Genomic DNA, 25,062 nt, shown 5'->3' with positions numbered 1-25,062 from the left:
GCGCTTAGGCCGACTCCTTCATGAAGTCGATGAACAAGCGCTCGAGATCGAGCACCGCCACCGTCCGTCCCTTGGCGGTGAACACCCCGGTGGTCACCCGAGCGAGCATCGAGGGCAGTGTCGGCGGTGGTTCGAGGATGTCGTGCCCGGCGATGTCGACGACATCGACCACGCGCTCGACCCGCAGTCCGCTGGTGATCTCACGTGCGCCGGCGAGCAGGATCGCCCCGCGCGTGGCCGGTGCCGGGGTGGGACGCCCGAGCAGGGTGGCGAGACAGAGCACCGAGGTGATCTCGCCGCGCACCGAGATCACCCCCTCGAGCGCCGGCGGGCAGCCGGGCACCGGGTGGATCGGCACCAACGGCAGGATCTCGGCGATGCGTGCGCCGGGCAGGGCGAAGCGCTGCTCGCCGAGCGCGAACACCACCAGCTTGACCAGGTCCTGCGACTCGCTCTCCGGCGCCGGGTCGTCCTCCCCGGGGCGGGCGGCGAGCAGCACGCCGAGCGGATCGTCGTCCTGGGTCACGGTCGCGGCTCCGTGGCGACGGTGGCGCACTCGATGCGATTGCGCCCGTGCCGCTTGGCCTGGTAGAGGGCGCGGTCGGCGGCCTCCTGCAGGGTGGTGGGGTCGGTGAAGTCGGGGAAGGCGGCGAGCCCGGCGCTGAAGGTGCTGTGGAACTGCTGGCCGCCCTCGCCGGCGAAGGTCACCGCAGCGAAGCTCTGGCGCAGCGCGTCGAGCACCTGCATCGCGCGCTCGGCGCTGGCGCCGATCATCACCACGGCGAACTCCTCGCCGCCATAGCGTCCGACCACGTCGGAGTCGCGCATGCGCAGGCGCAGGGTGCGCCCGAGGGCCATCAGTACCTGATCGCCGACGTTGTGGCCGTGGCTGTCGTTGACCTGCTTGAAGTGGTCGATATCGATCATCGCAAAGCTCAACGGGGTGTTGCCGCGCAGCGCCGCGGCCACCGCGATCTCGAGGAGCTGGAGGATGGTGTTGTGGTTGAACAGCCCGGTGAGGCTGTCGCGCACCATCAGCGAGCGCAGGGTGCGCATGCGCTCGGCACGCAGCCGGATCTCGGCGACCAGCCGCTTGGGCGCGATCGGCTTGGTGAGGAAGCCGTCGGCGCCGGCGGCGAGCGCGCGGAACTGGCGCTCGGCGTCGGTCTCGGAGGAGATGTAGATGATCGGCAGGCCGACGTGCGCCGGCACCTGGCGCAGCACCTGGGCAAGCTCGGGTCCCGAGCACAGCGGCATGTAGAGATCGACCAGCATCAGGTCGGCCTGGAAGGTCTCGAGCTGCTGGAGCACCAGCGCCGGATTGTTGAGCACCCGGGTGACCATGCCCGCGGCCTCGAGGATCAGCGCATGGTACTGCGCCAGGTCGGGGTCGTCGTCGACGATGAGGATATGGAAGGGTTCGACCGGGGTGGTGTCGGTGATCAGATCGAGGATCTCGACCATCTCCACCGTCTTCACCGGCTTGGTGCAGTAGGCGCTGCCGCCGGCCTGCACGGCGTGCAGCCGGGCGCCGAAGTCCTCGCGGTTGGAGATGAAGATGGTCGGCACCGGCTGACCGGTGAGCCGATTGATCTCGGCGAGCGCCTCGGGTCCGGCGTTGATCCCCTCGGGGAAGACCACGTCGAGGATCACCGCCGCCGGCGGCGTCTCGGCGACCGCCCGGTGGAGCCTGGCCAGCGAGGTGAAGGCGGTCACCCGGTAGCCGAAGCAGCCGAGCTGCATCGCCAGCTCGGCGACCACCTCGGGGTCGTCGTCGCAGACATAGATGGAGTGCTCGCCGCGACTGGTGGTGATGTCGCGACCGCTGCGTCGCGCCGGCAGCGCGACCTGGGCCGGCGGCTCCTGGGGCAGGCAGGGGCCGCGATCGATCTCGAGGTGTTCGAGCGCGTCGAGCTGGTGGGAGAGGGTGTCGAGCAGCTCCTCGCCGAGCGCCTCGTAGCCGTCGAGCACCTGGCTGAGGTGCTGCTCGGCGTCGCGCGCGGCGGCCATCACCTCGGGGAAGCCGAAGGTCGCCCCCGAGCCCTTGAGGGTGTGAAAGAGTCGGTGGATCTCCTGCAGGTTGAGCCGGTCCGGGGGCTGTGCGGGATCGAGCCGCGAGACGCGCTCGCGCAGCTCGCCGAGCCGCTTCGGCAGCTGGGTGATGAAGGAGGCACGCAGTCGCGCCTTGCGCGTCTGGAGGTCTGCTGATTGCTGCTGCGTCATGCGCGTGGTCGCGGGCTGCTGCGTTGCGGCGGCGGTAATCACAGCCGGGCGACTGCCTGCAGCAGGGCCTCTTCCAGGGTCTCGTCCTTGCAGAGGTGGGCGCTGATGCCGGGGCGTTGATCCGAGGTCGCGCGCAGGTCGTCGCCGCTGAGCAGGATGAAGGGGATCGATACGCCTAATTTACGGATCTCGCCCTCGAGTTCCAAGCCATCGAGCAGCGGCATGTGCAGATCCGAGATCACGCAGTCGAAGGGGCTGGTGGCGGCCGCGATGCGCTCGAGCGCGGCGAGACCGTGCGCGACGATCTCGCAGCGGTGTCCGGCCTGCTCGAGGATGGCGGCGGTGAGTTCGCCGGTGAGGGTGTCGTCGTCGACGATCAGGATGTGCATGTGGTGGCGTCCTCGATGGTTCTTATGGTGGATGGCGCGCGAGGCTCATCCGATCAATCCTCGCAGGGTGTCGACCAGGCTCGACTGGGCGAAGTCGCCCTTGACGATATAGGCGTTGGCGCCGACCTCGATGCCGCGGCGTCGGTCGGCCTCGTCGGCGCGCGAGGTGACGATGACGATCGGGGTGGTGCGATAGTCGCTATTCTCGCGCAGCCGGGCGGTCAGGGAAAAGCCGTCGAGCCCCGGCATCTCGACATCGCTGACGACCGCGTCGAAGCGCTGTCGCTGCGCCTTGTCGAGCGCCTCGAGCCCGTCCTCGGCGAGGGTGACGCGATAGCCGCTGGACTCGAGCAGGTCGCGCTCGATCTCGCGGGTGTTGAGCGAGTCGTCGACCACCAGTACGTGGTGTGCCGAGGCCGGCGCGGTGGTCGCGTCGCGCGCCGGTGCGTCGGCCTCGAGCCGCGCGGCGGCGAGCAGCGCCGGGGCCTGGAGCACGCTCACCAGGGTCTCGTCGCCGGTGGTGACGAAACCGCCGACCAGCTCGCCGACCGGGGCGAGCGCGCGCATGTGCGCCGGCAGCGGCTTGATCACCATGTCGCGCTCGTCGACCAGACGATCGACGATCAGCCCGAGCTTGGCGCGCGCGGTGCCGATGACGATGATCAGCGGCGCCGGCGGTGAGGGCGCGCCGGTCTCGCGCTCGAGCCCCAGCAGCGCGCTCAGGGTGATGAGCGGCAGACAGGTGCCGTCGAGCGTCAGCGTCGGCTGTCCGGCGACCTGCAGGGTGGTGTCGAGCGCGACCCGGATCAGCCGCTCGACGTGCTGCGCGGTGAGCGCGAAGACGCGACTGCCGGCCTCGAACAGCAGCACCCGCATCAGCGCCAGCGACAGCGGCACCTTGAGCGTCAGCCGGGTGCCCTGGCCGGGCGTGTCGGTGACGGCGATGGTGCCGTGCAGCTCCTCGACCACGGTGCGCCTGACCACGTCCATGCCCACCCCGCGCCCCGAGACCTCGGTGACCAGCTCGCTGGTGCTGAAGCCGGGGCGGAAGATCAGCTCGGCGACCTGCGTCGGCTCCAGGGCGGCGGCCTGCTCCGGCTCGACCAGCCCTTGGCGCACCGCACGCTCGAGGATGCGCGCGCGATCGAGTCCGCGCCCGTCGTCGCGGATGTCGATCGCCACCCCGGCGCCGTCCTTGCGCGCGCTGATCTCGATGCGTCCGAGCGCGGGCTTGCCGGCGCCACGGCGCGCCTCGGGCGACTCGATACCGTGATCGACGGCGTTGCTGAGCAGGTGCACCAGGGCATCGCCGAGACGCTCGACGATATGACGGTCGAGCTCGATCTCGCCGCCGCTGGCGTGACAGTCGACCTGCTTGCCGAGCGCCCGGCCCTGCTCGCGGGCGATCCGCGCGATCGGCTCGAACAGGGTTGCCAGCGGCAGCATGCGCAGCCCCAGGGCGCAATCGCCGAGCTCGCTGGTGAGCCGCTCCTGCTCCTGCACCAGATCGCGCAGCGCGCGGGTGAAGCGCTGTCGGCCGGCGACGTGCTCGGCCAGTGCCGGGTGGTCCTCGAGCAATCGTGCAAGCTCGACGTCGAGCGCGCGGGCCTCGAGCAGGCGCTGGCGATAGCGCCCCTGGGTGGCGATCAGCTCGCCCATCAAGCGGATCAGCCCATCGAGCTTGTCGAGTCCGACGCGCACCGTCTCGGTCGGGCGCAGGTCGAGTCGCGGCGGCGTGCGCGCATCGCCGGGTGGTGGCGCCGCGGCGGGCGTCGGCTCGGGGGCGGGTGCGGCATGCGTCTGCGCCGCCGCGGCGGTGGGCGCGGCGTGCTCGAGCAGCCGCGCGAGCAGCGCCGGGTCGGGGTGTGCGGGCAGCCGCTCGGGGGTGGTGGCGGCGGCCACCAGGTCGCCGATGGCGTCGTGGCATTCGAGCAGGGTCGCGGCCAGCTCCGGCGAGGGCGCCAGGCGCGCCTCGCGCAGCGCCCCGAGCACGTCCTCGAGGGCGTGTGCGATCTCGGCGATCACCCCCAGCTTGAGCATCCGCGCCGAGCCCTTGATGGTGTGGGCGGTGCGGAAGGCGGCGTCGAGGTCGTCGCGTCCGAGCGGCTCGTCGCGCGCCATCGCCGAGAGCTGGGCCTCGAGCTCGCCGAGATGGCCGTGCGACTCGGTGACGAAGCGTTGCAGGAAGCGTTGCAGGTCGATGGCCATGCCCGTGGCGTCCGTCTCAGTCCGCGCCCTGGGCGGCGAGCCGCGCCAGGTGGCGCTCGCAGATCAACCGCAGGTCGCGCCGCGACAGCGCGCTCGGCAGCAGTGGGCGCGGCGCGCCGGGCGGCGGCTCGGCGGTGAGCAGGTTGCGGGCGATGCGGTACTCGCGCGCGGCGGGCGCGGCGGCGCCCTCGTCGCGATGCAGCTCGGCGAGCTGATAGTGCGCCCGCCAGCACTCGGGCTGGACATAGATGACGCGGGCCAGTTGCGTGCTCGCCGCCTGCGTGCGGCCCTGGCGCCGGGCGCAGCGCGCGCTGACGAGCAGCGCCTCGAGCGACCAGGGATCGCTGGCCAGGGCCTGTTCGCAGCTCGCCTGCGCCGCGGCGATCGCCCCGGTCTCGAACTCGAGCAGCGCGCGCAGCTCCAGTGCCGCCACCGAGCGGCGTTCGAGCGGGATCATGGCCAGCCGGGTCAGCGCCTCGGTGTAGCGCTCGGCGCGTGCCAGCGCCAGCGCCTCGGTATAGCAGCGCGCCGGGTCGAGCGGTGGCGGCGGGCGGCGCACCGGACGGGACGGGGCGAGGGCTCGCGCGGGCGGCGCGAGCGGGTCGTTGCTGAAATAGAAGATGCCGCGATGGACGTGCTGGCGCAGCAGTCCGATGTCGTTGGCGAGGGTCTCGGCGACGCCGACGATGAGGAAGCCGCCGGGGTTGAGCAGCCGCGCCAGCTGCGCGAGCACCTGGGCGCGGGTCGGCGGATCGAAATAGATCGAGACGTTGCGGTAGAAGATCACGTCCTGTCCCTGCAGCCCCGGCGGGTAGTCGCGGGCGAGCAGGTTGAGCGCGAGGAAGTCGACGCGCGCGCGGATGGCGGCGGCGAGCTGGTGCTGGCCGTTGTCGAGCCGGGTGAAGTGACGTGCGCGCAGTGCCGGGTCGAGGGCGCGGAAGGTGAAGGCGCCGTAGCGCCCGGCGCGGGCGCGCTCGAGCACCTCGGGGTCGAGGTCGCCGGCGCTGATGCGCACCGCGGCGGCGGCCTCGGCGCCGAGACGCTGCTCGAGGGCGATGGCGATCGAGTAGGGCTCCTCGCCGCTCGAACAGCCGGCCGAGAGGATGCGGATCGGCGTCTCCGGGGGCGCGCGGTCGCGCGCGCGCAGCGTCGGGATGAGGTGATCGGTGAGCAGCTCGAGGTGCTGCGCTTCGCGATAGAAGTAGGTCTCGTTGATCGTCAGCAGGCTGCCGAGCGCCATGAGTTCGGTCTCGTCGGCGCGCAGCCGGGCCAGATAGGCCGCGGGGCCGTCGCTCGCGGTGTGGGCGATGCGACGCGCCAGCGCCTCGCGCAGCGTCGTCTCGGAGGCGGCGTCGAAGTGCAGCCCGATCCGCTCCTTGATGAGCGTGCGCAGCGGGGAGAGATCGTTCACGACGGGGCGGGCGCGACGGCGCCGGTCAGGGCGCACAGGCGCGGCGGGATCTCGGCCAGGGTGAGGACCTCGGCGGCGGCGCCGGCGACGATCGCCTCGCGGTTCATGCCGAAGATCACCGAGCTGGCCTCGTCCTGGGCGATGGTCGGGGCCCCGGCGCGGCGCATCGCCAGCAGCCCGCGTGCGCCGTCGCGCCCCATCCCGGTGAGGATCACGCCGACGGCGCGCGCGCCGTAGTGCGCCGCCACCGACTCGAGCAGATGATCGCAGCTCGGGCGATAGATGTCGCCGGCGGCGCGCGGCGAGAGCTGGATGCGCTGCTCGTGGTCGACGCCGAGGTGCTGGCCGGGGTCGGCGATGTGGACCCGGCCCGGGCGCAGCGCCTCGCCGGGCTCGGCGACGGCCACCGGCAGCGGACAGAGCCCGTCGAGCCAGGCGGCCATCGCCTGGGCGAAGCCGTCGGCGATGTGCTGGGCGATGAGCAGCGGCGCGGGGAAGTCGGGCGGCAGCGCGGCGAGGATCTGGGCGAGCGCGTGGGGACCGCCGGTCGAGGCGGCGATGGCCACCACCCGGGCGCGGTGACGGTGCGGCTCGGGGGCCGTCGGGGCGAGGGCGGCGGGGGCCTGGGGGCGACGGATGTGGCGGATCACCGGTACCCCGGCGAGGGTGCGCAGCCGCTGCGCCAGGCGCGACGCGTCGCCGAGCGCCTCCTTGGAGAGGGCATCGAGCGCGCCGTAGGCCACCGCCGCCATGGCGTTGTCCGCGTCGGCCAGGTCCGAGACCACCAGGATCGGGGTGGCGCGTGTCGACATGATCTCGGCGATGGTCTCGAGCCCGCCCATCCCCGGCATCTGCAGGTCCATGGTGATGATGTCGGGCGCGAGCTCCTGGGTCAGACGCAGCGCCTCGCGGCCATTGCCGGTCTCGGCGCAGACCTCGAGACCGGCGGCGGCCTCGATCTGGGTGCGGATCAGCGCGCGCGCCAGCGGGCTGTCGTCGACCACCAGCACGCGGATCGGACGGGACGCGCTCATGCCGGATCCCGGGTGTCGGCGGCGGGGGCGGCGCCGAGCTCGAAGCGGTCGACGCGCTGGCCGAGATTGGTCGAGAGCTGGGTCATCTGCTGGGCGACCTGGGCGATGCGCTGCACCGACTGGGCGGTGTCGGCGCTGGCGGTGACGATCTCGCGCAGCGCCACCACCACCTGGTTGCTGGCGGTCTTCTGCTGCTGGGTCGAGAGGCTGATCTGTTGCGCCGAGCTGGTGGTCTCGCCGGCGGCCTCGACCAGCGAGCGGAGGATCTCGGAGCTGCGCGAGGAGGCCTCGAGACCCTCGGCGATGCCCTGGGAGCCTTTCTCGGAGTTGATCACCAGACGGTTGATGGCGTCCTGGATCTCGATGACCTTGTTGCTGATCTCGCTGGTCGAGTCGGTGACCGAGTCGGCCAGGCGGCGGATCTCGGCGGCGACCACGCCGAAGCGCTTGCCCGCCTCGCCCGCCGAGGAGGCCTCGAGCGCGGCGTTGAAGGCGATCAGCTTGGTCTGATCGGCGACGGTGTCGATGATCTCCATGACCTTGGAGATCTCCTTGGACTTGTGCCCGAGGGCGACGATCTCGGCGAGCGCGTGCTGGTTGTCGCGACGGATCTCCTCCATCTGCGCGGCCAGCTGCTGCATCGACTCGGCCCCCTGCAGGCTGTCGTCGTAGGTGCGCTTGGCGATCTCGGCCACCGAGCCGGAGTACTCGGCGATCTGGGTCGAGGAGGCCGACAGCTCCTCCATGGTCGAGGTGATCTCGGCGATCGAGGCCGACATCTCGCTGGAGGTCGCCGCCTGGCCCTCGACGGCGCCGGCGATCTCGCGCGCGGCCTCGTCGACGGCGCGCGCATCCTGCTCGACCTCGCCGACGAGACCGTGGAGATGACGGCGCATGCGCTCGCCGTCGTGACCGAGCGCGGCGAGCTCGTCGCGCCCGTCGATGGCGATCTCGTGGCTGAGGTCGCCGGCGGCGATCTGCTTGATGCCGCCGGCGAGCCGGCGGATGCGCCGCTCGAGCGCGCGCGCCGTGAGCAGCGTCAGCACCAGACTGAGGCCGGCGACCAGGGCCGCGACCAGCCAGGCCTCGCGGGTGCTGGCAGCGATCGCGGCGAGCGCCGCGCTGCGGTCGCGCACCAGCTCGATGACCCCGATCGGGGTGCCGGAGTAGTCGGTCACGGCGCTGGCGTAGACCGCCACCGGGGTGGTGCCGAGCCGGGCGTGGACGAGCTGCGGGGTGCCGGCGAGCGCCGCGCGCAGCCGCGAGTCGTCGAGCAGCGGCTGGGCGCCGAAGGTGCCGGCGAAGGTGCGCAGACCGTCGGCGCGGGCGAGGTGCAGCGCGGCGTCGACGCCGTGATGCTGCTTGAAGGTGGCGAAGAAGTCGGCGCCGAAGGCCATGCCGAACTCCACCGAGCCGACATGACGCCCCTGCCACGCCACCGGGACGATGCCGCGCGCGCCGAGGTTGGCCACCCCGACCTCGAGCCCGCGCTGGGGCTCGCGCTCTCGGTTGGTGTCGACCACCGAGTGACGGAAGCCGGAGAGGTCGTCGCCGTGGCGCTCGGGCATGTGCAGGCGCAGCATCGAGGTCGCCGGCGGGGTGTGGAACTGGAACTGCACCACGCCATAGTCGGCGTGGAGCTTGCGATAGGCCGGTTCGAGCGCCGCGCGCAGCCAGGCGCGGTCGCCGGCGGCGAAGTGCGACTGGATATCGGGGAGGTTCGCCACCAGGGTGCTCATCGCCGCGGCCAGCCGGGTCTCGGAGGCGATCTCGGCCTGCAGGCTGTCGGCATAGAGTGCGAGCTGCTCGCGCTCGGCCTGGGCGGTGAGACGGTCGATGTCGTGGAGGTTGTTGTAGGTGAGCGCCGCCACGGCCAGGGCGATGGCCAGCCCCATGCCCAGCAGGATATTGGCCCACAGCGGGAGATACTTGAACATCGCAGGCTTCCGTGGTGATCCGCGGGGCCGGCTGCCTCTCTGGGGCCGGCGTGATGGCGCCGCCACCGCGGGCGTGGGTCGACGCGTCAGCTGCGGATGCTAGCGCAGCCGCGCCCGGGGCGCGACCGCGCGGCGCGCTCAGGCGCTCAGTTGCAGTGCCGGGGCGTCGAGCGCCTCGACCAGATGGGGGATCTGCGAGAGGGCGGGGGCGCCGTCCATCAGCAGCGCGATCGGCATCACCTCGAAGATCTCCTCGGGCGGCGTGCCGAACTCCAGCGCCGAGCGCGCGTGCAGACGGATGTGGTCGCGGCGCTGCTCGACCAGGGCGATGCCGAGCGCGATCAGCTCGCGCACATGGTGCTCGATCGGGCCGCGCCCGAGCACGTACTCGCGCCAGGAGTCCTCCCAGGACTCCCACATCTCGCCGCCGCCGCTGGGGCTGGCCTTGAGAAACAGCGCGATCTTGCGCACCTGGCTGAGTTCGCCGTCGCCGGCGCCGAGGCGTCTGGCCTCGCTGCCGTGGATGTCGATACAGCGCCGGCACTGCTTGGCCAGGGCGATGCCGAGGGTGATCAGCTCCTTGCTGGCGCGGTCGATGCGGCCCTTCTTGGTGCTCTCCTGGGAGAGCTCGCCGATGATCTCGAGGAACTCCTCGAGCCCGTACTCGCGGGCGCGACTGAGTGAGTGCTTGAAGGTATCGGGACTGCTCATGATCGATGGGTTCCTACTGCTGTCGGGGCCGGGTTGGAGAGGTCCGTCCGGCGTCGGACACCCGGTGCGGGCGAATGAGATGAAGCCAAGCGTGTGTGCCGAAACCGTGCGCCCGGTCACGATTGCGGACGCCGGCTCGCCGCTGGCGCGTCGACGTTGCGTCGTCGTCGCGCGAGCCTCCCCACGCTAGCCCAAGGCGCGGTCGCGGATCAATCGTCGCGCGCTCGAGCGTTGCGACGCCCTCTTACTTTCAATGGTTTGTGCGTGCCCCCATGATTCGGTGTCGGGTGTGTCGCAGAGCGCCTCGGCCGCCCCCGCCGGGTGCACCCGGCGCGCCCGAAGAGATATAAACGTGTCCGTCCATGCGGATCGTGGTCGCTGTCGTGGGGCGATCGGCGTTAGGATGCGACCAGCGGACAGCTGCCGACCGGGAGGCCCCTCCATGCACCGCACCAGCGGTATCCTGCTCCATCCGACCTCGTTGCCCAGTCCCTTCGGGATCGGCGACCTGGGGCCGGGTGCCTACCGATTCGTCGACTTTCTCGCCGCCGCCGGGCAGGGGCTGTGGCAGATGCTGCCGCTCGGCCCCACCGGCTATCACGACTCGCCCTATCAGTGCACCTCGGCGTTCGCCGGCAACCCACTGCTGATCAGCCCGCAGCGGCTGCTCGAGGCCGGTTGGCTCGACCCCGAGGACCTCGAACCGGCGCCGAGCTTCTCCGCCGACCGGGTCGAGTACGAGGCCGTCGGCGCCTGGAAGCGCGCGCTGCTCGAGCGCGCCCGCCGCGGCTTCGAGGCGCGCGCCTCGGCCGCGCAGCGCGCCGCCTACGCCGCCTTCTGCGAGAACCACTGCGACTGGCTCGAGGACTTCGCCCTCTACAACGGCCTCAAGGCCTTCCACGAGCAGCGTCCCTGGACCCAATGGGCGCGCGACTACGCGCTGCGCGACCCCGGCGCGCTGGCGCGCTGGGCGGCCGCGCACGGCGAGGTGCTGGCGCTGCAGCGCTTCGTCCAGTTCTGCTTCTTCGAGCAGTGGCAGGCGCTGCGCGACTATGCCCGCGCGCGCGGGGTACGGTTGGTCGGCGACATCCCGATCTTCGTCGCCCACGACTCGAGCGAGGTGTGGACCCATCCGCACTGGTTCGAGCTCGACGCCGAGGGCGAGCCGACGGTGATCGCCGGGGTGCCGCCGGACTATTTCAGCGCCACCGGCCAGCGCTGGGGCAACCCGCTGTATCGCTGGTCGGCGCTGGCCGCCGACGACTACGCCTTCTGGGTGGCGCGGCTGCGTCAGGTGCTCGAGCTGGTCGACCTGGTACGCATCGACCACTTCCGGGGCTTTGCCGGTTACTGGGAGATCCCCGCCGACGAGCCGACCGCGGTCAACGGGCGCTGGGTCGCCGGGCCGGGGATGAAGCTCTTCGGCGTGCTCCAGGAGGCGCTCGGCGACGACCCGCCGCTGATCGCCGAGGACCTCGGGGTGATCACCGAGGACGTCGAGGCGCTGCGCGACGGGCTGGGGCTGCCGGGGATGGCGATCCTCCAGTTCGGCTTCGAGGACATCCCCGAGGGCTTCGGGCGGTCCTACTTCCTGCCCCATCACCACCGCCGCCGTCAGGCCGTCTACACCGGCACCCACGACAACAACACCCTGCGCGGCTGGTGGGACAGCCGCGACGAATCGGTGCGCCGCCACGCCCGGGTCTATCTCAACACCGACGGTCACGAGATCCACTGGGACTTCATCCGCTGCGCCCTCGGCTCGGTGGCGGAGATGGCGCTGTTTCCGCTGCAGGACGTGCTCGGACTCGGCGCCGAGGCCTGCATGAACCGCCCCGGCACCGCCGAGGGCAACTGGGAGTGGCGCTTCCGCGAAGAGATGCTCGAGACCGGCAGCGCCGAGCGGCTGCGCGCGCTCAGCCGGCTCTTCGGGCGGTTGCCGCACCCCGAGGACTGAGCGCGGCGCGCTCAGCGCGTCGGCGTGGCGCCGAGATAGGCGATCCAGCCGGCGTCGGGCTCGCCGCGCTCGACCGCGACGAAGTCGCCGTCGGGCTCGCCCTCGGCGTCCCAGCCCTGCCAGTAGACGCCGACCTCGCCGAAGCCGGCCTCGGCGAGCAGCTCGCGCAACTCGGGCAGGGTCCACAGCCGCCACTGATAGCTGAAGGCGCGCTCGAGCCGCGAGCCGTCGTCGAAGGCGAAGTGGATGTGACACTCCAGATCGCTGCTGATCGGGTCGAAGCGCGCCTGCTCCCAGATGTAGTCGAAGTCGCCCTGCTCGGGGTCGGCGACGCGGCGCTCCTCGCGGATCACCCGCGGGGCGTCGTAGCCGCCGTAGACATCGAGCAGGAAGACCCCGTCGGGGGCGAGCGCGCGGTGCACCGCGCGGAAGTAGTCGCCGAGCGACTCGCGGCTGCGCAGCAGCCAGTAGCTGAAGTTCATCGCCACCACCAGGTCGACCGGCGCGGTGGCGGCCTCACGGACATCGGCTTGGCGCAGCGCCAGTCGCGCGCGCGCCTCGGGCGCGAGCCCGGCGAGGGTGTGGGTCCGTGCCCAGTCGAGCACCGCGGCGTCGAGATCGATGCCGAGGGCGTGATTGTCGGGGCGGCGACGCACCCAGGCCGCAGAGATCGCGGCGCTGCCGCAGAAGTCCTCGCGCAGCCGTCGCGCCGGGCGGCCGCGCAGGTCGGTGACGAGCTGATCGAGCAGGTCGATCTCGGCCTCCGGGGCCTGGACGGCGAGTTCGTAGAGACGGTGACGGTCGGCGGTGCTGGCGCGGGTGTTGGGCATGGGGCAGGGTGGCCTGAGGGAAACGGGTGCCCCGATGATGCCCGCTGTGCGTTCGAGAAGAAATGGGTTGAAAGCCGTCGGGGTTTCGGTTAAAGTTCACGGCTCAAACGCGCCGCGGGCCTTCCTGTCGCCGTGTTTTCCGGAGAGGTGTCCGAGTGGTTTAAGGAGCACGCCTGGAAAGTGTGTATAGGTTAATAGCCTATCGTGGGTTCGAATCCCACCCTCTCCGCCACATCGCAAAAAATACCGCCCTCGAGGCGGTATTTTTTTGCCTGCTTCCTGCGTCCCCCCTTCCTTGCGATCGACCGACAGGGGTTTCGGCGACCCTGGCTCAGGGCGTTGTTCGACGATCTCCTCAGGATCTTGTGATCCAGCCTCGGGTTCGCTTGCATGTGCTTGAGTCGGCGGTTTCCCTCCTCAGCGCACCTTGTGCAGGCGCCTTAGGTTCAAAACTCCCCATTTCCCGTATTTCGATCATCATCGATAGGACAGTTTCTGCGCTGACGTCCAGTGTCCAGCAGGCACCTTTGACGACCATTCCAGACTCAACGATGCGTTGCTCGCTGTACTTGCTCGTGCACATATTGGCACTCTTCTGCTCCGCCAAATCATGCAGTCGGTCTTTACTTGACGCCGGGCCTGGCTCCGGGGAAGGTGAGAATTAAATTTGTGTTATTTAATAAATAATTTTGGTGTTAGAGGTTCTTTTCAAGATAAGTTTCAGTTGCATTGACCAAGTCTTTGATGAAGCGAATGGCCTTTGCAAGATCCTCGCGTTTTATCAAGTGCGGTAGAGGCGGGCCGTTGCTGATTGCTTTCGAGCGATGAACAGCGTCTCCACGCTTTGAAATCCATTGATTCAGTAGCTTTTTCGCTCTAGCTGGGTCAGTGTTTGCCCATGTCCAGCCTTGCGTCACGTCAACATCTAGATAGTCAAGGAAAATCTTCCTCGTTTTGTCCGAGTTTGGATTATGGAATTGTTTCAGGTCTTGTTTTAGCCGGTTTTCGATAAAATTGCCGGCATAGCTGCCGGAAACAATGCTGAGCTTTTTTGCTAATGCCTCAGATACACGGTCTTCTACGTACGTTTCCCATGCCGTTAACGCCATTACCAAGCTGGCACGCTTGAGAACCTCTGCATTGTCAGGTGGCGGGTTGGTGTTGGCTGAATCGAAATGTGCCAGTAGGTCTTCCGCATCTTTGATGCCGTATTCAAATGATATTTTTGCTTCGGACATAATCTCTCTTTAACGTTGAGTTTGAGATGGCCCTGTTTTCGGTGAGGGGGCGCGGATTGGTGGGCATTGGCCCAATGGCTTGAGCCAACAAGCCAGCCGATGGTGGTTTGGGATGATGCGGTGGGGTTGGAGACTCCGAGCGTCGACTCAGATGCACCCCCCCTTCCTGCTCCGAGACCCGCAAGACACATTCGGTCTTGCAGGGGCGGAGCGTCAAGGGTATTCAAGTCTCTTGAATGGCGATCCACGCCGCTTCAACCGCTCCCGATTGGAGGATGCACCATATCGCCTGCCGAGGACGCTGCGATCCGCCGCGGCTCAGGCCGCGCATGCCTCGCGCGTCATCTCCGCCGGGCTCTGCCCGAAGTAGCGCTTGAACTCGCGGCTGAACTGCGAGGGGCTCTCGTAGCCGACCCTGTCGGCGGCCATGTAGGCCTTGATGCGCTCGTGCAGCATCAGTTCGCGCGCCTTGGTCAGGCGCACCTTCTTCAGGTACTGGATGGGGGTGTCGGAGGTGATCTCCTTGAACGCCCGGTGGAAGGCCGATGGACTCATGTGCACGCGCTCGGCGAGCTGTTCGACGTCGAGCTTCTCGGCGTAGTGGCTCTGCATGATCCGCAGCACCTGGGCGACCTTGGAGAAGGTGCCGCTGTACATCGCCAGGGCGTGGAGCACCGGCGCCTGGGTGCCACCGAGGGCGCGGAACAGCACCTCGCGCACCAGCCCCGGGCCGAGCAGCCGGGCCTCGGTCTCCGAGCCCAGCGCCTTGATCAGACGGGCGATGGCGTCGGCCATCTCGGCGTCCAGCGCGGCCGGCCCGATTCCCCGCGGCAGGCCGCGCTCGGTGGCCTTGCCGATCTCGGCCTGCAGGCCCATGCCGCTGATCAGCGCGTTCAACTGGCCGAGGTCGATATCGATATAGAGCCCGAGCAGGGGCGTCTCGGGCGACCTGAAGGTCTCGCACTCGAAGGGCATGGTGACCGAGGTGACCAGATAGTTGTCGGCGTCGTAGCGGAACGCCTCGCCACCGAGATAGCCGGTCTTGTGGCCCTGGACGACGATGCAGATGCCGGGGTCGTAGACCAGCGGGCGCCGCGGGATCGGCTGTGTCGACTTGAAGAAGCGCACCCCCTGGAGGGGCGACTCCATCACCCCGGTCTCCAGCGCCGGGAAGTGCTGCAGCAGTATCGAGTTCGATGACATGTCGTGCGCGCTCTGATTCGGGAGATGGATCTTTTAGACAGGATTGGCTCCACCGGGGCAACTTGAAATCACCGCTCGGGTAGGAATAGGCAAGAGATCGAGAGGATCAGGTCTCTCAACCGAGGGCATCGAGCCCTATGTTCATCGTCAATGCAGCCGATGATGTGGCCCGCCGTGGCGACCGCTCTGGCAGGTGTGGACTGCTCGGCGGTGGCGCCGTTCTCTACCCCGTTCGCCCCGCCTGCACGAGCATCACGAGTCTGGCTCAACACGGGTGCGTTCGCCGACCCCGTCGTGCCGGGTCCGCGCGATCGCGCGCCCTCGGCGCCGAGTTCAAGTCATCGTCGCCGCTCGCCGAGACCGGCGGCACCTCCGCAACCCACTGACGAAGACAGGCCAAAGACCATGAAAACCGTTGGATACGCGGCCCATTCGGCCGATGCCACGCTCGTTCCCTATCACTTCGAGCGTCGCGCGCTGCGCCCGAACGATGTCGCCATCGACATCCAGTACTGCGGTGTCTGTCACTCCGACCTGCACACCGTCAACGGCGACTGGGGGCCGCAGCCCTATCCGCTGGTGCCGGGCCACGAGATCGTCGGCGTGGTCAGCGCCGTCGGTCCCGAGGTCGAGCGCTACCGGGTGGGTGACCGCGTCGCGGTCGGCTGCATGGTCGACAGTTGCCAGGACTGCGACCAGTGCCACAACCATGAGGAGCAGTACTGCCGCAACGGCATGACTCCGACCTATGGCGCGCCCGATCGCATCAGCGGCGAGATCACCCAGGGCGGCTACTCCAAGCACATCGTGGTGCGCGAGGCGTTCGTGCTGCGCATCCCCGACAGTCTGGATCTCGCCAGGGCCGCGCCCATCCTCTGCGCCGGTATCACCACCTTCTCGCCGCTGCGCACCTGGCAGGTGGGCGAGGGCACGCGTGTCGGCGTCATCGGGCTCGGCGGACTCGGCCACATGGCGGTCAAACTCGCCGCGGCGATGGGCGCCGAGGTCACGGTGATCAGCCGCTCGAGCAGGAAGGAGACGGAAGCGAAGGCCAGCGGCGCCCGTGGCCTCCTCGCCTCCACCGACCGGCAGGCGATGCAGGCGGCCGCCAACGCCTTCGATCTCATCATCGACACCGTGCCGGTGAAGCACGACCTGAATGTCTACACGCCGCTGCTCGACGTCGACGGCTCGCTGGTGATCGTCGGCCAGATCGGGCCGCTGGAGGCGCCGATGACCACCCCGCTGGTGTTCGGTCGCCGGCGCGTCGCCGGGTCGCTGATCGGCGGCATCGCCGAGACCCAGGAGGTGCTGGACTTCTGCGCCGAGCACCAGATCTATCCCGAGTGCGAGATGATCCGCATCGAGCAGATCAACGATGCCTTCGCGCGTCTGGCCGAGGGCGAGTTCGCCCATCGCATCGTCATCGACATGGCCTCGCTCAGCGTCGATGGGCCCGCGCCGGGCGCGGCGGTCTGAACGAACGATCAGCGCAAGGGCGCCGAGGTCGGGCCTTCGTCTGGCCGGGCGTGACGCGGGGCGGATCTCGCGCCTCGCGCCCGAGGCGCCCCGCGCGACCTCTCGCCGGGACGCCAGGCCCCGTGTCGGCACCACCCCCCCCCATCCCCCGATGCCGTTTGACAGAGGACGGGCGCGCGCCCCGTCCTCTTCGCGTGCGCCGAGTGGCCCCGGTCGTCGACCTCGTCTCCGGCGGCGGACTGGAGCGCGAGGCGAGCAAGCGCGCCGCCCCGAGCCCGCGGAGAGGCCGCCGCGCCTGCTCGCGGTCTGGGGCCGCGCCGCGTGCGGTGCGCGATCGAGCGGGCCTCAGTCGCGCGGCGCGCGCAGCAGTCGGCCATCGGTGCGCGCGGCGCGCGGGATGCGTCGCTGCGGCGTCAGCGAGCGTGCCAACAGGCGGCTGGCGCAGACCCGCGCCGGGTGTCCCTCGGCCTCGCCGATCAGCAGCCGGGCGCGGCGCAGTGCGACCGGGTACGCGGTGCCGAGTTCGGGGCGGTCGCGCCGGATGATCCGCGCCAGCACCGCGAGCCGCGCCTCGGTGCGGCTGATCTCGGTCTCGGCGCGCCGCTCGTCGTCGCAGTAGACGCGCGGGCTGAAGCCGACCGCCCCGGCGCTGGCCAGGCGCAGCCACAGCTCCCGCTCCTCTGCAGAATGCAGTCCACCGTCGAATCCCTTCGCATTCTGCAATGCATCGCCTCTGGCCACCACCGTCGAGGTGCCGACCAGGTTCTCGGCGAACAGCAGCGCCGTCGGGTGGGAGAGCCGTCGGAAGCTGTCGCCGCCCTCGAGCAGCCGCCGCAACCCCGGCCAGAGGCTGAAGCAGTCGCCGCGGTCCTCGCCGTCGGCGCCGACATGGCGGTAGTTGGTGAAGCTCATCACCAGCTCGGGGTCGCGCCGGTGGAGGGCGAGCTGCGCGGCGAGCTTGCCCGGGTACCAGCGATCCCCTACGTCGAGGAAGGCGATCAGCGCGCCGCGCGCCGCGGCGATGGCGTGATTGCGCGCCCGCGCCGCGCCCAGCCCGCCGAGCCGGATCGGGTGCAGCCAGCGCGCGCGTCTGGCGTACGCGCACAGCCAGTCCCAGGTGCCGTCCTCGGAGCCGTCGTCGACGACCAGCACCTCGAAGGCGTCGAGCTGCTGGGCGAGGACGCTGTCGATCGTGCGCGGCAGCTGCTCGAGACAGTCGCGGGCGGGGATGACGATCGAGACCTGGATGGGCTGGGTCGACATGGCGCGTCCTCTGGCATTGATGTTGCTCAAGGCGCAGCAGTTCGCATGCCAAACGGAAACATCACCATCATGAAGACGATCGCCTATCTCATCCCCGCCTTCCCGGTCCTCTCCGAGACCTTCATCGGCACCGAGATCCGCGCCATGGAGTCGCTCGGTCACCGGGTGGTGCCGATCGCCTTCCGCCGTCATCCGGGACCGGCCCAGGCCAGCGATCAGCGTCTGGCGGTGCGCACCTGGTATCTCTCCGATCTCGGTCCGGCCGATGCCGCCGAGGCGCTTGGCGGCATCCGCCCGAGCCTGTTGCGCGGGCTCGGCTTCGCGTTGCGCCAGCGCGGGCTGCCGCGCGCCGCGCTGCTCTACGGCGCCGCGCGGGTGGCGGCGGTGATGCGCTACGAGGGCTGTACCCACATCCATGCCCATTTCGCCCAGGCCACCACCGCCACGGCGATCGTCGCCGCCCGCTGGCTCGGCATCGGGGTGTCCTTCGTGGGGCACGGCTCCGACGTCTACGCCACCCCCGCCGACCTCGCGCTCAAGCTCGATCGGGCGGACTTCGCGGTGGCCGTGTGCGAGGACATGCGCCGCGACTTCACCGCGCTGGCGCCGCGTGCGCGCGTCGGGGTGGTCTATTGCGGGGTCGATGCGCGCACCTTCGCGCCGGTGGTGAGCGGTGCCGCGGAGGCCGATCGGCTGCTGTTCATCGGTCGGTTGTGCGAGACCAAGGGGGTGGCGGATCTGCTCGAGGCGCTGGCGCTGGTCCCGGCGGCGCACCGCCCCCGGCTCGATCTGGTCGGCGACGGCCCGCTGCGCGCGTCGCTGCGGGCGCGTTGTACCCGGCTCGGGCTGGACGACTGGGTGGAGTTCCTCGGCGCGCGTCCGGCCGAGTGGCTGGCGCGTCACGGCCCCGGCTACCGGGCGCTGGTCGCACCCTTCCGCATCGCCGCCAACGGCGCCCGCGACACCGACCCGGTGGTGGTCAAGGAGGCGATGGCGATGGCGCTGCCGGTGATCACCACCACGCTGATGGGCTGCAAGGAGATGGTGACCGAGGAGAGCGGCTGGCGGGTGGCGCCGGGCGATCGCGCCGCGCTCGCCCGCGCCATCGAGACGGTGGCGACCACGGCGCCGCTGCGTCTGGCGGCGATGGGGCAGGTGGGGCGCCGACGGTTGCTGGAGCTGTTCACCGCCGAGCGTCAGGCCCGGGCGCTCTCGGCGCTGGTCGAGGAGGTGTGAGAGGGTCGCCGCGCGCGCGCCCCGGCCTCCGGGCGCCGCTCTACGGGCTCGCGCTGGCCGCGACGCCGTCCTGAGGCGTGTTGCAGGATGCAGCGCCCGCTGCGTTGCACGCTGCAACGCCGGGGCGGGCGAGCGGCGCGGGATCGCGCCGGCGCGTGCGGATGCGGGATGGCACGCGATCTGCTCACGGTCGGTCATCCTCTGCTCATCGGTCCCGACCATGCCCATCGAGTTGCTCGACCGCATACGACCTGCCCGCCGGCGACTGGCGCCCGCGCGCGCTGACGGTGCTCAGCCGCATCCCATCACTCAAGCCGTACCGAATCGAGTGCCGCTCGACGGACCGCGCGGTCGATCATCTGCCCGTGGAGAAATCCCGATGACCACCATCGTTCATGTCGTGCAGCACCTGCGTCCCGGTGGGGTGGAGAGCATGGTGCTGGAGCTGGCGCGTCACGGCGCCGCCACCGAGCGCCATCTGGTGATGAGCCTGGAGGGCGAGGGCGTGGCGGCGGTCGCCGCCTGGCCACGGCTGCAGACCGATGTCGATCGGCTGCGCTTTCTCGCCAAGCCGCCGGGCTGGACGCCGGGGCTGGTCCCGCGTCTGGCGCGGCTGTTGCGCGCCGAGGGCGCGGTGGCGGTGCACACCTATCATCGCGGCCCGCTGATCTACGGCGGTCTGGCCGCGCGCCTGGCCGGGGTGCGCCATCTGGTGCACACCGAGCACGAGGCCCGGCACCTGGAGTCGTTGCCGCAGCGTTGGCTGCAGTGGACGACGCTGGCGCTGACCCGACCCCGGCTGGTCGCCGATGCCGAGCACGTCGCCACGCGCATCCGCGCGCGACTGCCGGGGTGGCGGCCACGGGTGATCCTCAACGGCGTCGATACCGATCACTTCATCCCCGGCGATCGCGCCGTGGCGCGCGCGCAGCTCGACCTGCCGCGCGAGGTGCGGTTGATCGGCTGCGTCGCACCGCTGCACCCGGTCAACGGCCAGCGGCTGCTGATCGAGGCGCTGCTCGGACTCGACGCCGACACCCATCTGGCGCTCGCCGGCAGCGGCCCGGAGGAGGGCGCGTTGCGCCGCCTGGTCGCCCGGCAGGGGTTGGCGAAACGCGTGCATTTCATCGGGCGGGTGGACGCCATGCCGACCTTCTACCAGGCGCTCGACCTGTTCTGCCTGCCCGCGCTCGCCGAGGGGTTGCCGCTGGCGCCGCTGGAGGCCCAGGCCTGCGGCATCCCGGTGGTGGTGAGCGCCGTCGGCGGCGTCCCCGAGACCGCCTGTCCCGACACCGCCCGGGTGGTGCCGGCCGGGGATGTCGCGATCCTCAGCGTGGCGCTGGCGGTGCAGCTCGCCGCCATCGCGCGCGCCGTGCCGTTCGACCCACGCCCCTATGTCCTCGCCCGCGCCGAGGTGCGGGCGATGGCCGCCGCCTATGCCGCCCTCCGTCACCCCGGTGCGAGCTGAGTCCCGATGCGGACCAGCCCGCTCGCGCTGCTCATCCTGACTGCCGAGACCCCCTTCGCTGCCGGGCTGGATCGGTCGTCTGGCGTCGATGGTCGGAGCGGCGCTGTTTTTGGTACTGTTCCTCGCACCCTGTGTATTCCGCGGCGCCGTCGGCGTGGTGCACCGGGGTGGCGGGCGTCCTGTGCTATCGGCGCGGTCACGCGCGCCGCCTCGGGGCGCGTGGCCGAGCGCCGGAGCCGGCTTGTGCGCCGGCGCGGGTGCCTACAGATGTTCTGACGGGGGTCTCTCGCGCCCCGACCGCCCTGGACGAAGAGGAGGGGCGCCGATGGGCGATGGTGTCGAGGACGAGGCGGTGGTGGTCATCGGGGACGCTCTCGACGGTCTCGGGGTTGGCCGGGCGCGGCCATTGCGGATCGAGTCGCATCCTGCACCGCGGCCTGCAGCGGTGCGGCGCGCACCGGCCCACTTCGCCGCCGGTGTGGCCGCGACGCTGGAGCGGCTGCGCGGGGCCGGGGCGCGGTGGCTCGGCGGCGTGCTCGGTGACCGCTGCAACCCGTCGCTGGCCGCGGGGCCGGTGCGCGAGACCGATCGCCTGGCACGGTGGTTGCCAAGGTTGAGCAGACGCCTGCGCAAGGCGATCTGGAAATGCCATCTGCTCACCCTGAACGTCTGCCCCCGGAGCCAGAACACCATGCTGCTCTCCCACCACCGTCGCTTCGTCTATTTCCACATCCCCAAGACCGGCGGCAGTTCACTGACCTCGGTGTTTCGCGACGACCTCGACACCCGGGCCTCGCTCGCCGGGCTCGATGCGCGCGCCCCGGGCTGGCAGGACCGTTGTCACTTCGACGGTCGCCAGCACAGCACCTATCGCGACAACGCCCGGCTGCTGGCCAGATATCCCGACTACTTCCGCTTCGCCTTCGTGCGCAACCCCTGGGATCTGGCGCTGTCGTGGTACATCGCGCTGGCCCGCGCCTCCCCCGACGAGCCCCTGGGTTCGACGCACCTCTCCGGCCCCGGCTTCAAGCAGTTCCTGCGTCGCGCGCTGCGCCCGCGCGCGCCCGGAGACTGGCTCGCCTGGGCCAGCCAGGCGCCCGTTCATCGCTTCATGATCGGTCGCTCCCAGAGCGACTATGTGACCGATCGAGCAGGGCGGTTGCAGATCGACTTCCTCGCCCGCTTCGAGCACTACCAGGAGGATCTGACCGCACTGTGCGACCATCTCGGTCTCGCGCCCCCGGCGCCCGAGCACTTCAACCGTTCCCGGCATGGCCGGCTCGACTATCGGGAGTTCTATGACACACACAGCCGCGACTGGATCGCGCGCCGCTTCCGGCGCGACATCGAACTCTTCGGTTACCGCTTCTGAGCGCACCCGGCGCCGTGGCCGCGCGGCGCTGCTGTTGCTGACCCTGCTCGTGGCGCCGCTGGCCGCATCGGCCACGGAGCTGAGCTTCGGCATCGTGCCGCAGCAATCGGCAAGCACCCTGGCGCGCGCCTGGGTGCCGCTGCTCGAGGCGCTCGGCGCGCGCGCCGGGGTGGCGCTGCGCTTCGAGACCGCCGCCGACATCCCCACCTTCGAGCGCCGTCTGGCGCAGGGCGAATACGATCTCGCCTACATGAACCCCTATCACTACACGGTCTTCGCCCGCGACCCCGGCTATCGCGCACTCGCCCGCGCCGAGGGACGGCTGCGCGGGGTGCTGGTGGTACGCGCCGACAGCCCGCTGCGCGAGGTCGGGTCGCTGCAGGGCGCGACCCTGGCCTTCCCGGCCCCGGCGGCCTTTGCCGCCAGCGTGCTGATCCGCGCCGAGCTGGCCCAGCGCGGCATCGCCTTCACCCCGCGCTATGTCGCCTCGCACGATTCGGTCTACCGTACCGTGAGCGTCGGGCTCTATCCCGCCGGCGGCGGGGTGGTACGCACGCTCGAGGCGCTCGACCCGCCGCGCCGCGCCGAGCTGCGCGTGCTGATGACCACCCAGGGCTATACCCGCCACGCCTTCGCCAGCCATCCGCGGGTCGCACCCGAGGTGGTCGCGCGGGTGCGCGAGGCGATGCTCGGGCTCGCCGCCGACGCCGAGGGGCGGGCGCTGATCGAGACGCTGGGGATGCCCCGGCTGGTGGCCGCCGAGGACGGTGACTGGGACGACGTGCGCGCCCTCGGTATCGACCTGCTCGACGACCTGCGCGCCGAGGCCCCGTGAGCTTCCGTCTCAAGACCATCCTCGGCATCGCGCTGATCGAGGCGGCGCTGCTGGCGCTGCTGGTGTTCAGCGCGCTGAGCTGGCTGCGCGAGTCGAACGAGGCGCAGCTGGTCCAGCGCGCGACCACCGCCGCCAGCCTGGTGGCGACCAATGCCACCGACGCGGTGCTGGCCACCGATCTGGCCCGGCTCGAGAGCCTGCTCGACGAGGTGCTGACCAACGCCGACATCGTCTATGCGCGGGTGCGCGACCGCGATGGCCTGATCCTCGCCGAGGCCGGTGCGGCGCGCGCGCTGGCGCGCCGCTTCGTCGCCGACCAGGACCCCTCGCACGCCGCCGACGGGGTGTTCGACACCCGCGCCGAGATCCATGCCGGCGGGGCCTATTTCGGTCGTGTCGAGCTGGGCGTCTCGGTCGAGCCCTTCCTCGCGCTGCTCAGCTCGGCACGCTCCGGGGCGATCGGGATCGCGCTGCTCGAGATGGCGCTGGTGGCGCTGTTCTCGCTGCTGCTCGGCACCTATCTCAGCCGTCAGCTGCTGCGCCTGCGCGATGCCTCCAACCGCATCGCCCGCGAGGGTCCGGGGGTGCGCATCCCCCAGCACGGCAACGACGAGATCGGCGAGGCGATCCGCGCCTTCAACCTGATGTCGGCGCGCCTGGCCGACAGCTATGCCGATCTCAACGAGGCGCTCGCCGCCGCCCGTCAGCTCGCCGAGCGCATCCGTCGCAGCGAGGCGCAGAAGAGCGCGCTGCTCGACGCCGCGCTCGACGCCATCGTCACCATCGACCTCGATGGCCGGGTGGTCGACTTCAACGCCTCGGCCGAGCAGATCTTCGGCTATCTGCGCGAGGACGTCGGTGGCCAGTTGCTCGAACAGTTGATCGTCCCCGAGCGCTATCGCGCCGCCCACCGTCGCGGCATGGCGCGGTTTCGCGCCGAGGGCAAGGGGCGGGTGGTCGGCCAGCGTCTGGAGATGGAGGCGCTGCACCGCGACGGTCACGAGTTCCCGATCGAGATCGCCATCACCGAGGTCGAGGCCGATGAGACGGTCTATTTCACCGCCTTCATCCGCGACATCAGCGCGCGGCGCCGCGCCGAGGAGGAGCTGCGTCTCGCCGCCCAGGCCTTCGAGGCCCAGGAGGCGATCTTCATCACCGACGCCGAGAGTCGCATCCTGCGCGTCAACCGCGCCTTCACCGCGATCACCGGCTATGCCCCGCACGAGGCCATCGGCGAGACGCCGCGACTGCTCAAGTCCGGGCGCCAGTCGCAGCGCTTCTACCGGGAGATGTGGGCGCGGTTGCAGCGCGACGGTCACTGGGAGGGCGAGATCGAGAACCGCCGCCGCAACGGCGAGATCTTCCCCGAATGGCTGAGCATCACCACGGTGCGCGACCCGGACGGCCGGGTGACCAACTATGTCGCCAACTTCATCGACATCAGCGAGCGCAAGCGCACCGAGGCGGCGCTGATCGAGGAGCGCGCCCGCGCCGAACAGGCCAGCGAGGCCAAATCGCGCTTTCTCGCCACCATGAGCCACGAGATCCGCACCCCGCTCAACGCCATCCTCAACATGAACGAGCTGCTGCTCGAGAGCGGTCTCGACCCCGAGCAGGCGGCCCATGCGCGGGTGGCCGGCGAGGCCGGGCACAGTCTGCTGTCGGTGGTCGACAGCATCCTCGACTTCTCCAAGATCGAGGCCGGACGGATGGAGACCCGGCCCGAGCCCTGCGCCCTCGAACCCCTGCTCGAAGGGGTGCTCGGGCTGTTCGCCGCGCGCGCCTTCGCCAAGGGCGTGGAGCTGCTGCTGACCCTCGACCCGCAACTGCCGGTGCGGGTCGAACTCGACCCCGGCCAGCTGCGCCAGATCCTGCTCAACCTGCTCGGCAACGCGCTCAAGTTCACCGAGCACGGCGCCATCGAGCTGTGCGCCGGGGTGGTGGGCGAGGGCGCCGAGCAGCGACTCTCGATCGAGGTGCGCGACACCGGTATCGGCATCGCCCGCGAGCGTCTGTCGGAGCTGTTCAACGAGTTCGTCCAGGTCGACGACTCGCGCCGCCGACGCTTTGGCGGCACCGGGCTGGGGCTGGCGATCTGTCGCGGGCTGGCGCGGATCATGGGCGGCGAGATCGGCTGCGCGAGCGAGCCCGGCGTCGGCTCCCGCTTCTGGGTGCGCCTCCCGCTGCGCGCGCGCGCCCCGGCCGACGATCGGCGGGCGCGTCTGGCGCGCCGGGCCGCGGGCTGGCGGGTGCAGGTGTGGGCCGCCA

19 protein-coding genes and 1 tRNA gene are annotated in these 25,062 nt (G+C 70.5%); 8 read left to right on the top strand and 12 right to left on the bottom strand.

Features of this window, described 5'->3' with window-relative positions:
• Window positions 1–4: 4 nt before the first annotated feature.
• From EBL84_RS11690 to EBL84_RS11655, 8 genes are all read right to left on the bottom strand, one after another.
• Window positions 5–526, bottom strand: a complete 522-nt coding sequence (locus EBL84_RS11690; protein ID WP_165913465.1) for a chemotaxis protein CheW — start codon at window positions 524–526, stop codon at window positions 5–7.
• Window positions 523–2,223: a diguanylate cyclase gene (locus tag EBL84_RS11685; protein WP_123140980.1), complete on the bottom strand. Its 1,701-nt coding sequence runs from the start codon at window positions 2,221–2,223 to the stop codon at window positions 523–525. The genes EBL84_RS11690 and EBL84_RS11685 overlap by 4 nt, the downstream gene beginning before the upstream one ends.
• A 38-nt stretch (window positions 2,224–2,261) precedes the next feature.
• Window positions 2,262–2,612 carry a response regulator gene (locus EBL84_RS11680; protein ID WP_123140979.1) on the bottom strand — a complete coding sequence of 117 codons (351 nt, stop codon included), beginning with the start codon at window positions 2,610–2,612 and terminating at the stop codon, window positions 2,262–2,264.
• Between the two features lie 45 nt (window positions 2,613–2,657).
• A complete protein-coding gene (locus EBL84_RS11675; RefSeq protein ID WP_123140978.1) occupies window positions 2,658–4,820 on the bottom strand; it encodes a response regulator in 2,163 nt (720 codons plus the stop codon).
• Between the two features lie 16 nt (window positions 4,821–4,836).
• Window positions 4,837–6,231, bottom strand: coding sequence for a protein-glutamate O-methyltransferase CheR (locus EBL84_RS11670; protein WP_190287949.1), 1,395 nt, complete (start codon window positions 6,229–6,231; stop codon window positions 4,837–4,839).
• On the bottom strand, window positions 6,228–7,265 hold the full coding sequence (gene cheB / locus EBL84_RS11665) for a chemotaxis-specific protein-glutamate methyltransferase CheB (RefSeq protein ID WP_123140976.1): 1,038 nt from the start codon (window positions 7,263–7,265) through the stop codon (window positions 6,228–6,230). Before cheB ends, EBL84_RS11670 begins: the two co-directional genes overlap by 4 nt.
• Window positions 7,262–9,202: a methyl-accepting chemotaxis protein gene (locus EBL84_RS11660; protein ID WP_123140975.1), complete on the bottom strand. Its 1,941-nt coding sequence runs from the start codon at window positions 9,200–9,202 to the stop codon at window positions 7,262–7,264. Before EBL84_RS11660 ends, cheB begins: the two co-directional genes overlap by 4 nt.
• A gap of 138 nt (window positions 9,203–9,340) precedes the next feature.
• Window positions 9,341–9,913, bottom strand: a complete 573-nt coding sequence (locus tag EBL84_RS11655) for a carboxymuconolactone decarboxylase family protein (protein ID WP_123140974.1) — start codon at window positions 9,911–9,913, stop codon at window positions 9,341–9,343.
• Window positions 9,914–10,355: 442 nt separating this feature from the next.
• Here EBL84_RS11655 and malQ point away from each other — a divergent pair, with 442 nt between their 5' ends.
• Entirely contained in the window at window positions 10,356–11,870 is a 1,515-nt protein-coding gene (malQ, locus tag EBL84_RS11650) for a 4-alpha-glucanotransferase (protein ID WP_123140973.1), read from the top strand.
• Between the two features lie 11 nt (window positions 11,871–11,881).
• Here the strand turns inward: malQ and EBL84_RS11645 are convergent, their stop codons facing one another.
• Window positions 11,882–12,700: a trans-aconitate 2-methyltransferase gene (locus EBL84_RS11645; RefSeq protein WP_123140972.1), complete on the bottom strand. Its 819-nt coding sequence runs from the start codon at window positions 12,698–12,700 to the stop codon at window positions 11,882–11,884.
• A gap of 141 nt (window positions 12,701–12,841) precedes the next feature.
• Here EBL84_RS11645 and EBL84_RS11640 point away from each other — a divergent pair.
• Window positions 12,842–12,932: transfer RNA gene (locus tag EBL84_RS11640), tRNA-Ser, on the top strand.
• 463 nt (window positions 12,933–13,395) lie between these two features.
• Here EBL84_RS11640 and EBL84_RS11635 read toward each other — a convergent pair.
• Entirely contained in the window at window positions 13,396–13,938 is a 543-nt protein-coding gene (locus EBL84_RS11635) for a HEPN domain-containing protein (protein WP_123140971.1), read from the bottom strand.
• Window positions 13,939–14,256: 318 nt separating this feature from the next.
• Complete coding sequence (locus EBL84_RS11630) at window positions 14,257–15,141, bottom strand: AraC family transcriptional regulator (RefSeq protein ID WP_123140970.1); 885 nt, start codon at window positions 15,139–15,141, stop codon at window positions 14,257–14,259.
• 405 nt (window positions 15,142–15,546) lie between these two features.
• On the opposite strand from EBL84_RS11630, the gene EBL84_RS11625 reads away from it, so the two are divergent.
• Window positions 15,547–16,620 carry an NAD(P)-dependent alcohol dehydrogenase gene (locus EBL84_RS11625; RefSeq protein WP_123140969.1) on the top strand — a complete coding sequence of 358 codons (1,074 nt, stop codon included), beginning with the start codon at window positions 15,547–15,549 and terminating at the stop codon, window positions 16,618–16,620.
• 345 nt (window positions 16,621–16,965) lie between these two features.
• On the opposite strand, the gene EBL84_RS11620 is transcribed toward EBL84_RS11625, so the two are convergent.
• Window positions 16,966–17,883: a glycosyltransferase family A protein gene (locus EBL84_RS11620; RefSeq protein ID WP_190287948.1), complete on the bottom strand. Its 918-nt coding sequence runs from the start codon at window positions 17,881–17,883 to the stop codon at window positions 16,966–16,968.
• 45 nt (window positions 17,884–17,928) lie between these two features.
• Between EBL84_RS11620 and EBL84_RS11615 the strand changes: the two genes are divergently transcribed.
• The 5 genes from EBL84_RS11615 to EBL84_RS11595 all read left to right on the top strand — a co-directional run.
• On the top strand, window positions 17,929–19,119 hold the full coding sequence (locus tag EBL84_RS11615) for a glycosyltransferase family 4 protein (RefSeq protein ID WP_123140967.1): 1,191 nt from the start codon (window positions 17,929–17,931) through the stop codon (window positions 19,117–19,119).
• A gap of 379 nt (window positions 19,120–19,498) precedes the next feature.
• Window positions 19,499–20,587, top strand: a complete 1,089-nt coding sequence (locus EBL84_RS11610; RefSeq protein ID WP_123140966.1) for a glycosyltransferase — start codon at window positions 19,499–19,501, stop codon at window positions 20,585–20,587.
• Window positions 20,588–20,912: 325 nt separating this feature from the next.
• On the top strand, window positions 20,913–21,959 hold the full coding sequence (locus tag EBL84_RS11605; RefSeq protein ID WP_190287947.1) for a sulfotransferase family 2 domain-containing protein: 1,047 nt from the start codon (window positions 20,913–20,915) through the stop codon (window positions 21,957–21,959).
• Between the two features lie 34 nt (window positions 21,960–21,993).
• Window positions 21,994–22,794, top strand: a complete 801-nt coding sequence (locus EBL84_RS11600; RefSeq protein WP_123140964.1) for a phosphate/phosphite/phosphonate ABC transporter substrate-binding protein — start codon at window positions 21,994–21,996, stop codon at window positions 22,792–22,794.
• On the top strand, window positions 22,791–25,062 hold a 2,272-nt coding region (locus EBL84_RS11595), incomplete at its 3' end, for a PAS domain S-box protein (protein ID WP_123140963.1). The genes EBL84_RS11600 and EBL84_RS11595, both read left to right, overlap by 4 nt.

Source organism: Marichromatium sp. AB31, from assembly GCF_003718685.1.
GTDB classification, from domain to species: domain Bacteria; phylum Pseudomonadota; class Gammaproteobacteria; order Chromatiales; family Chromatiaceae; genus Marichromatium; species Marichromatium gracile.
This window is presented reverse-complemented; position numbering and strand designations above follow the sequence as displayed.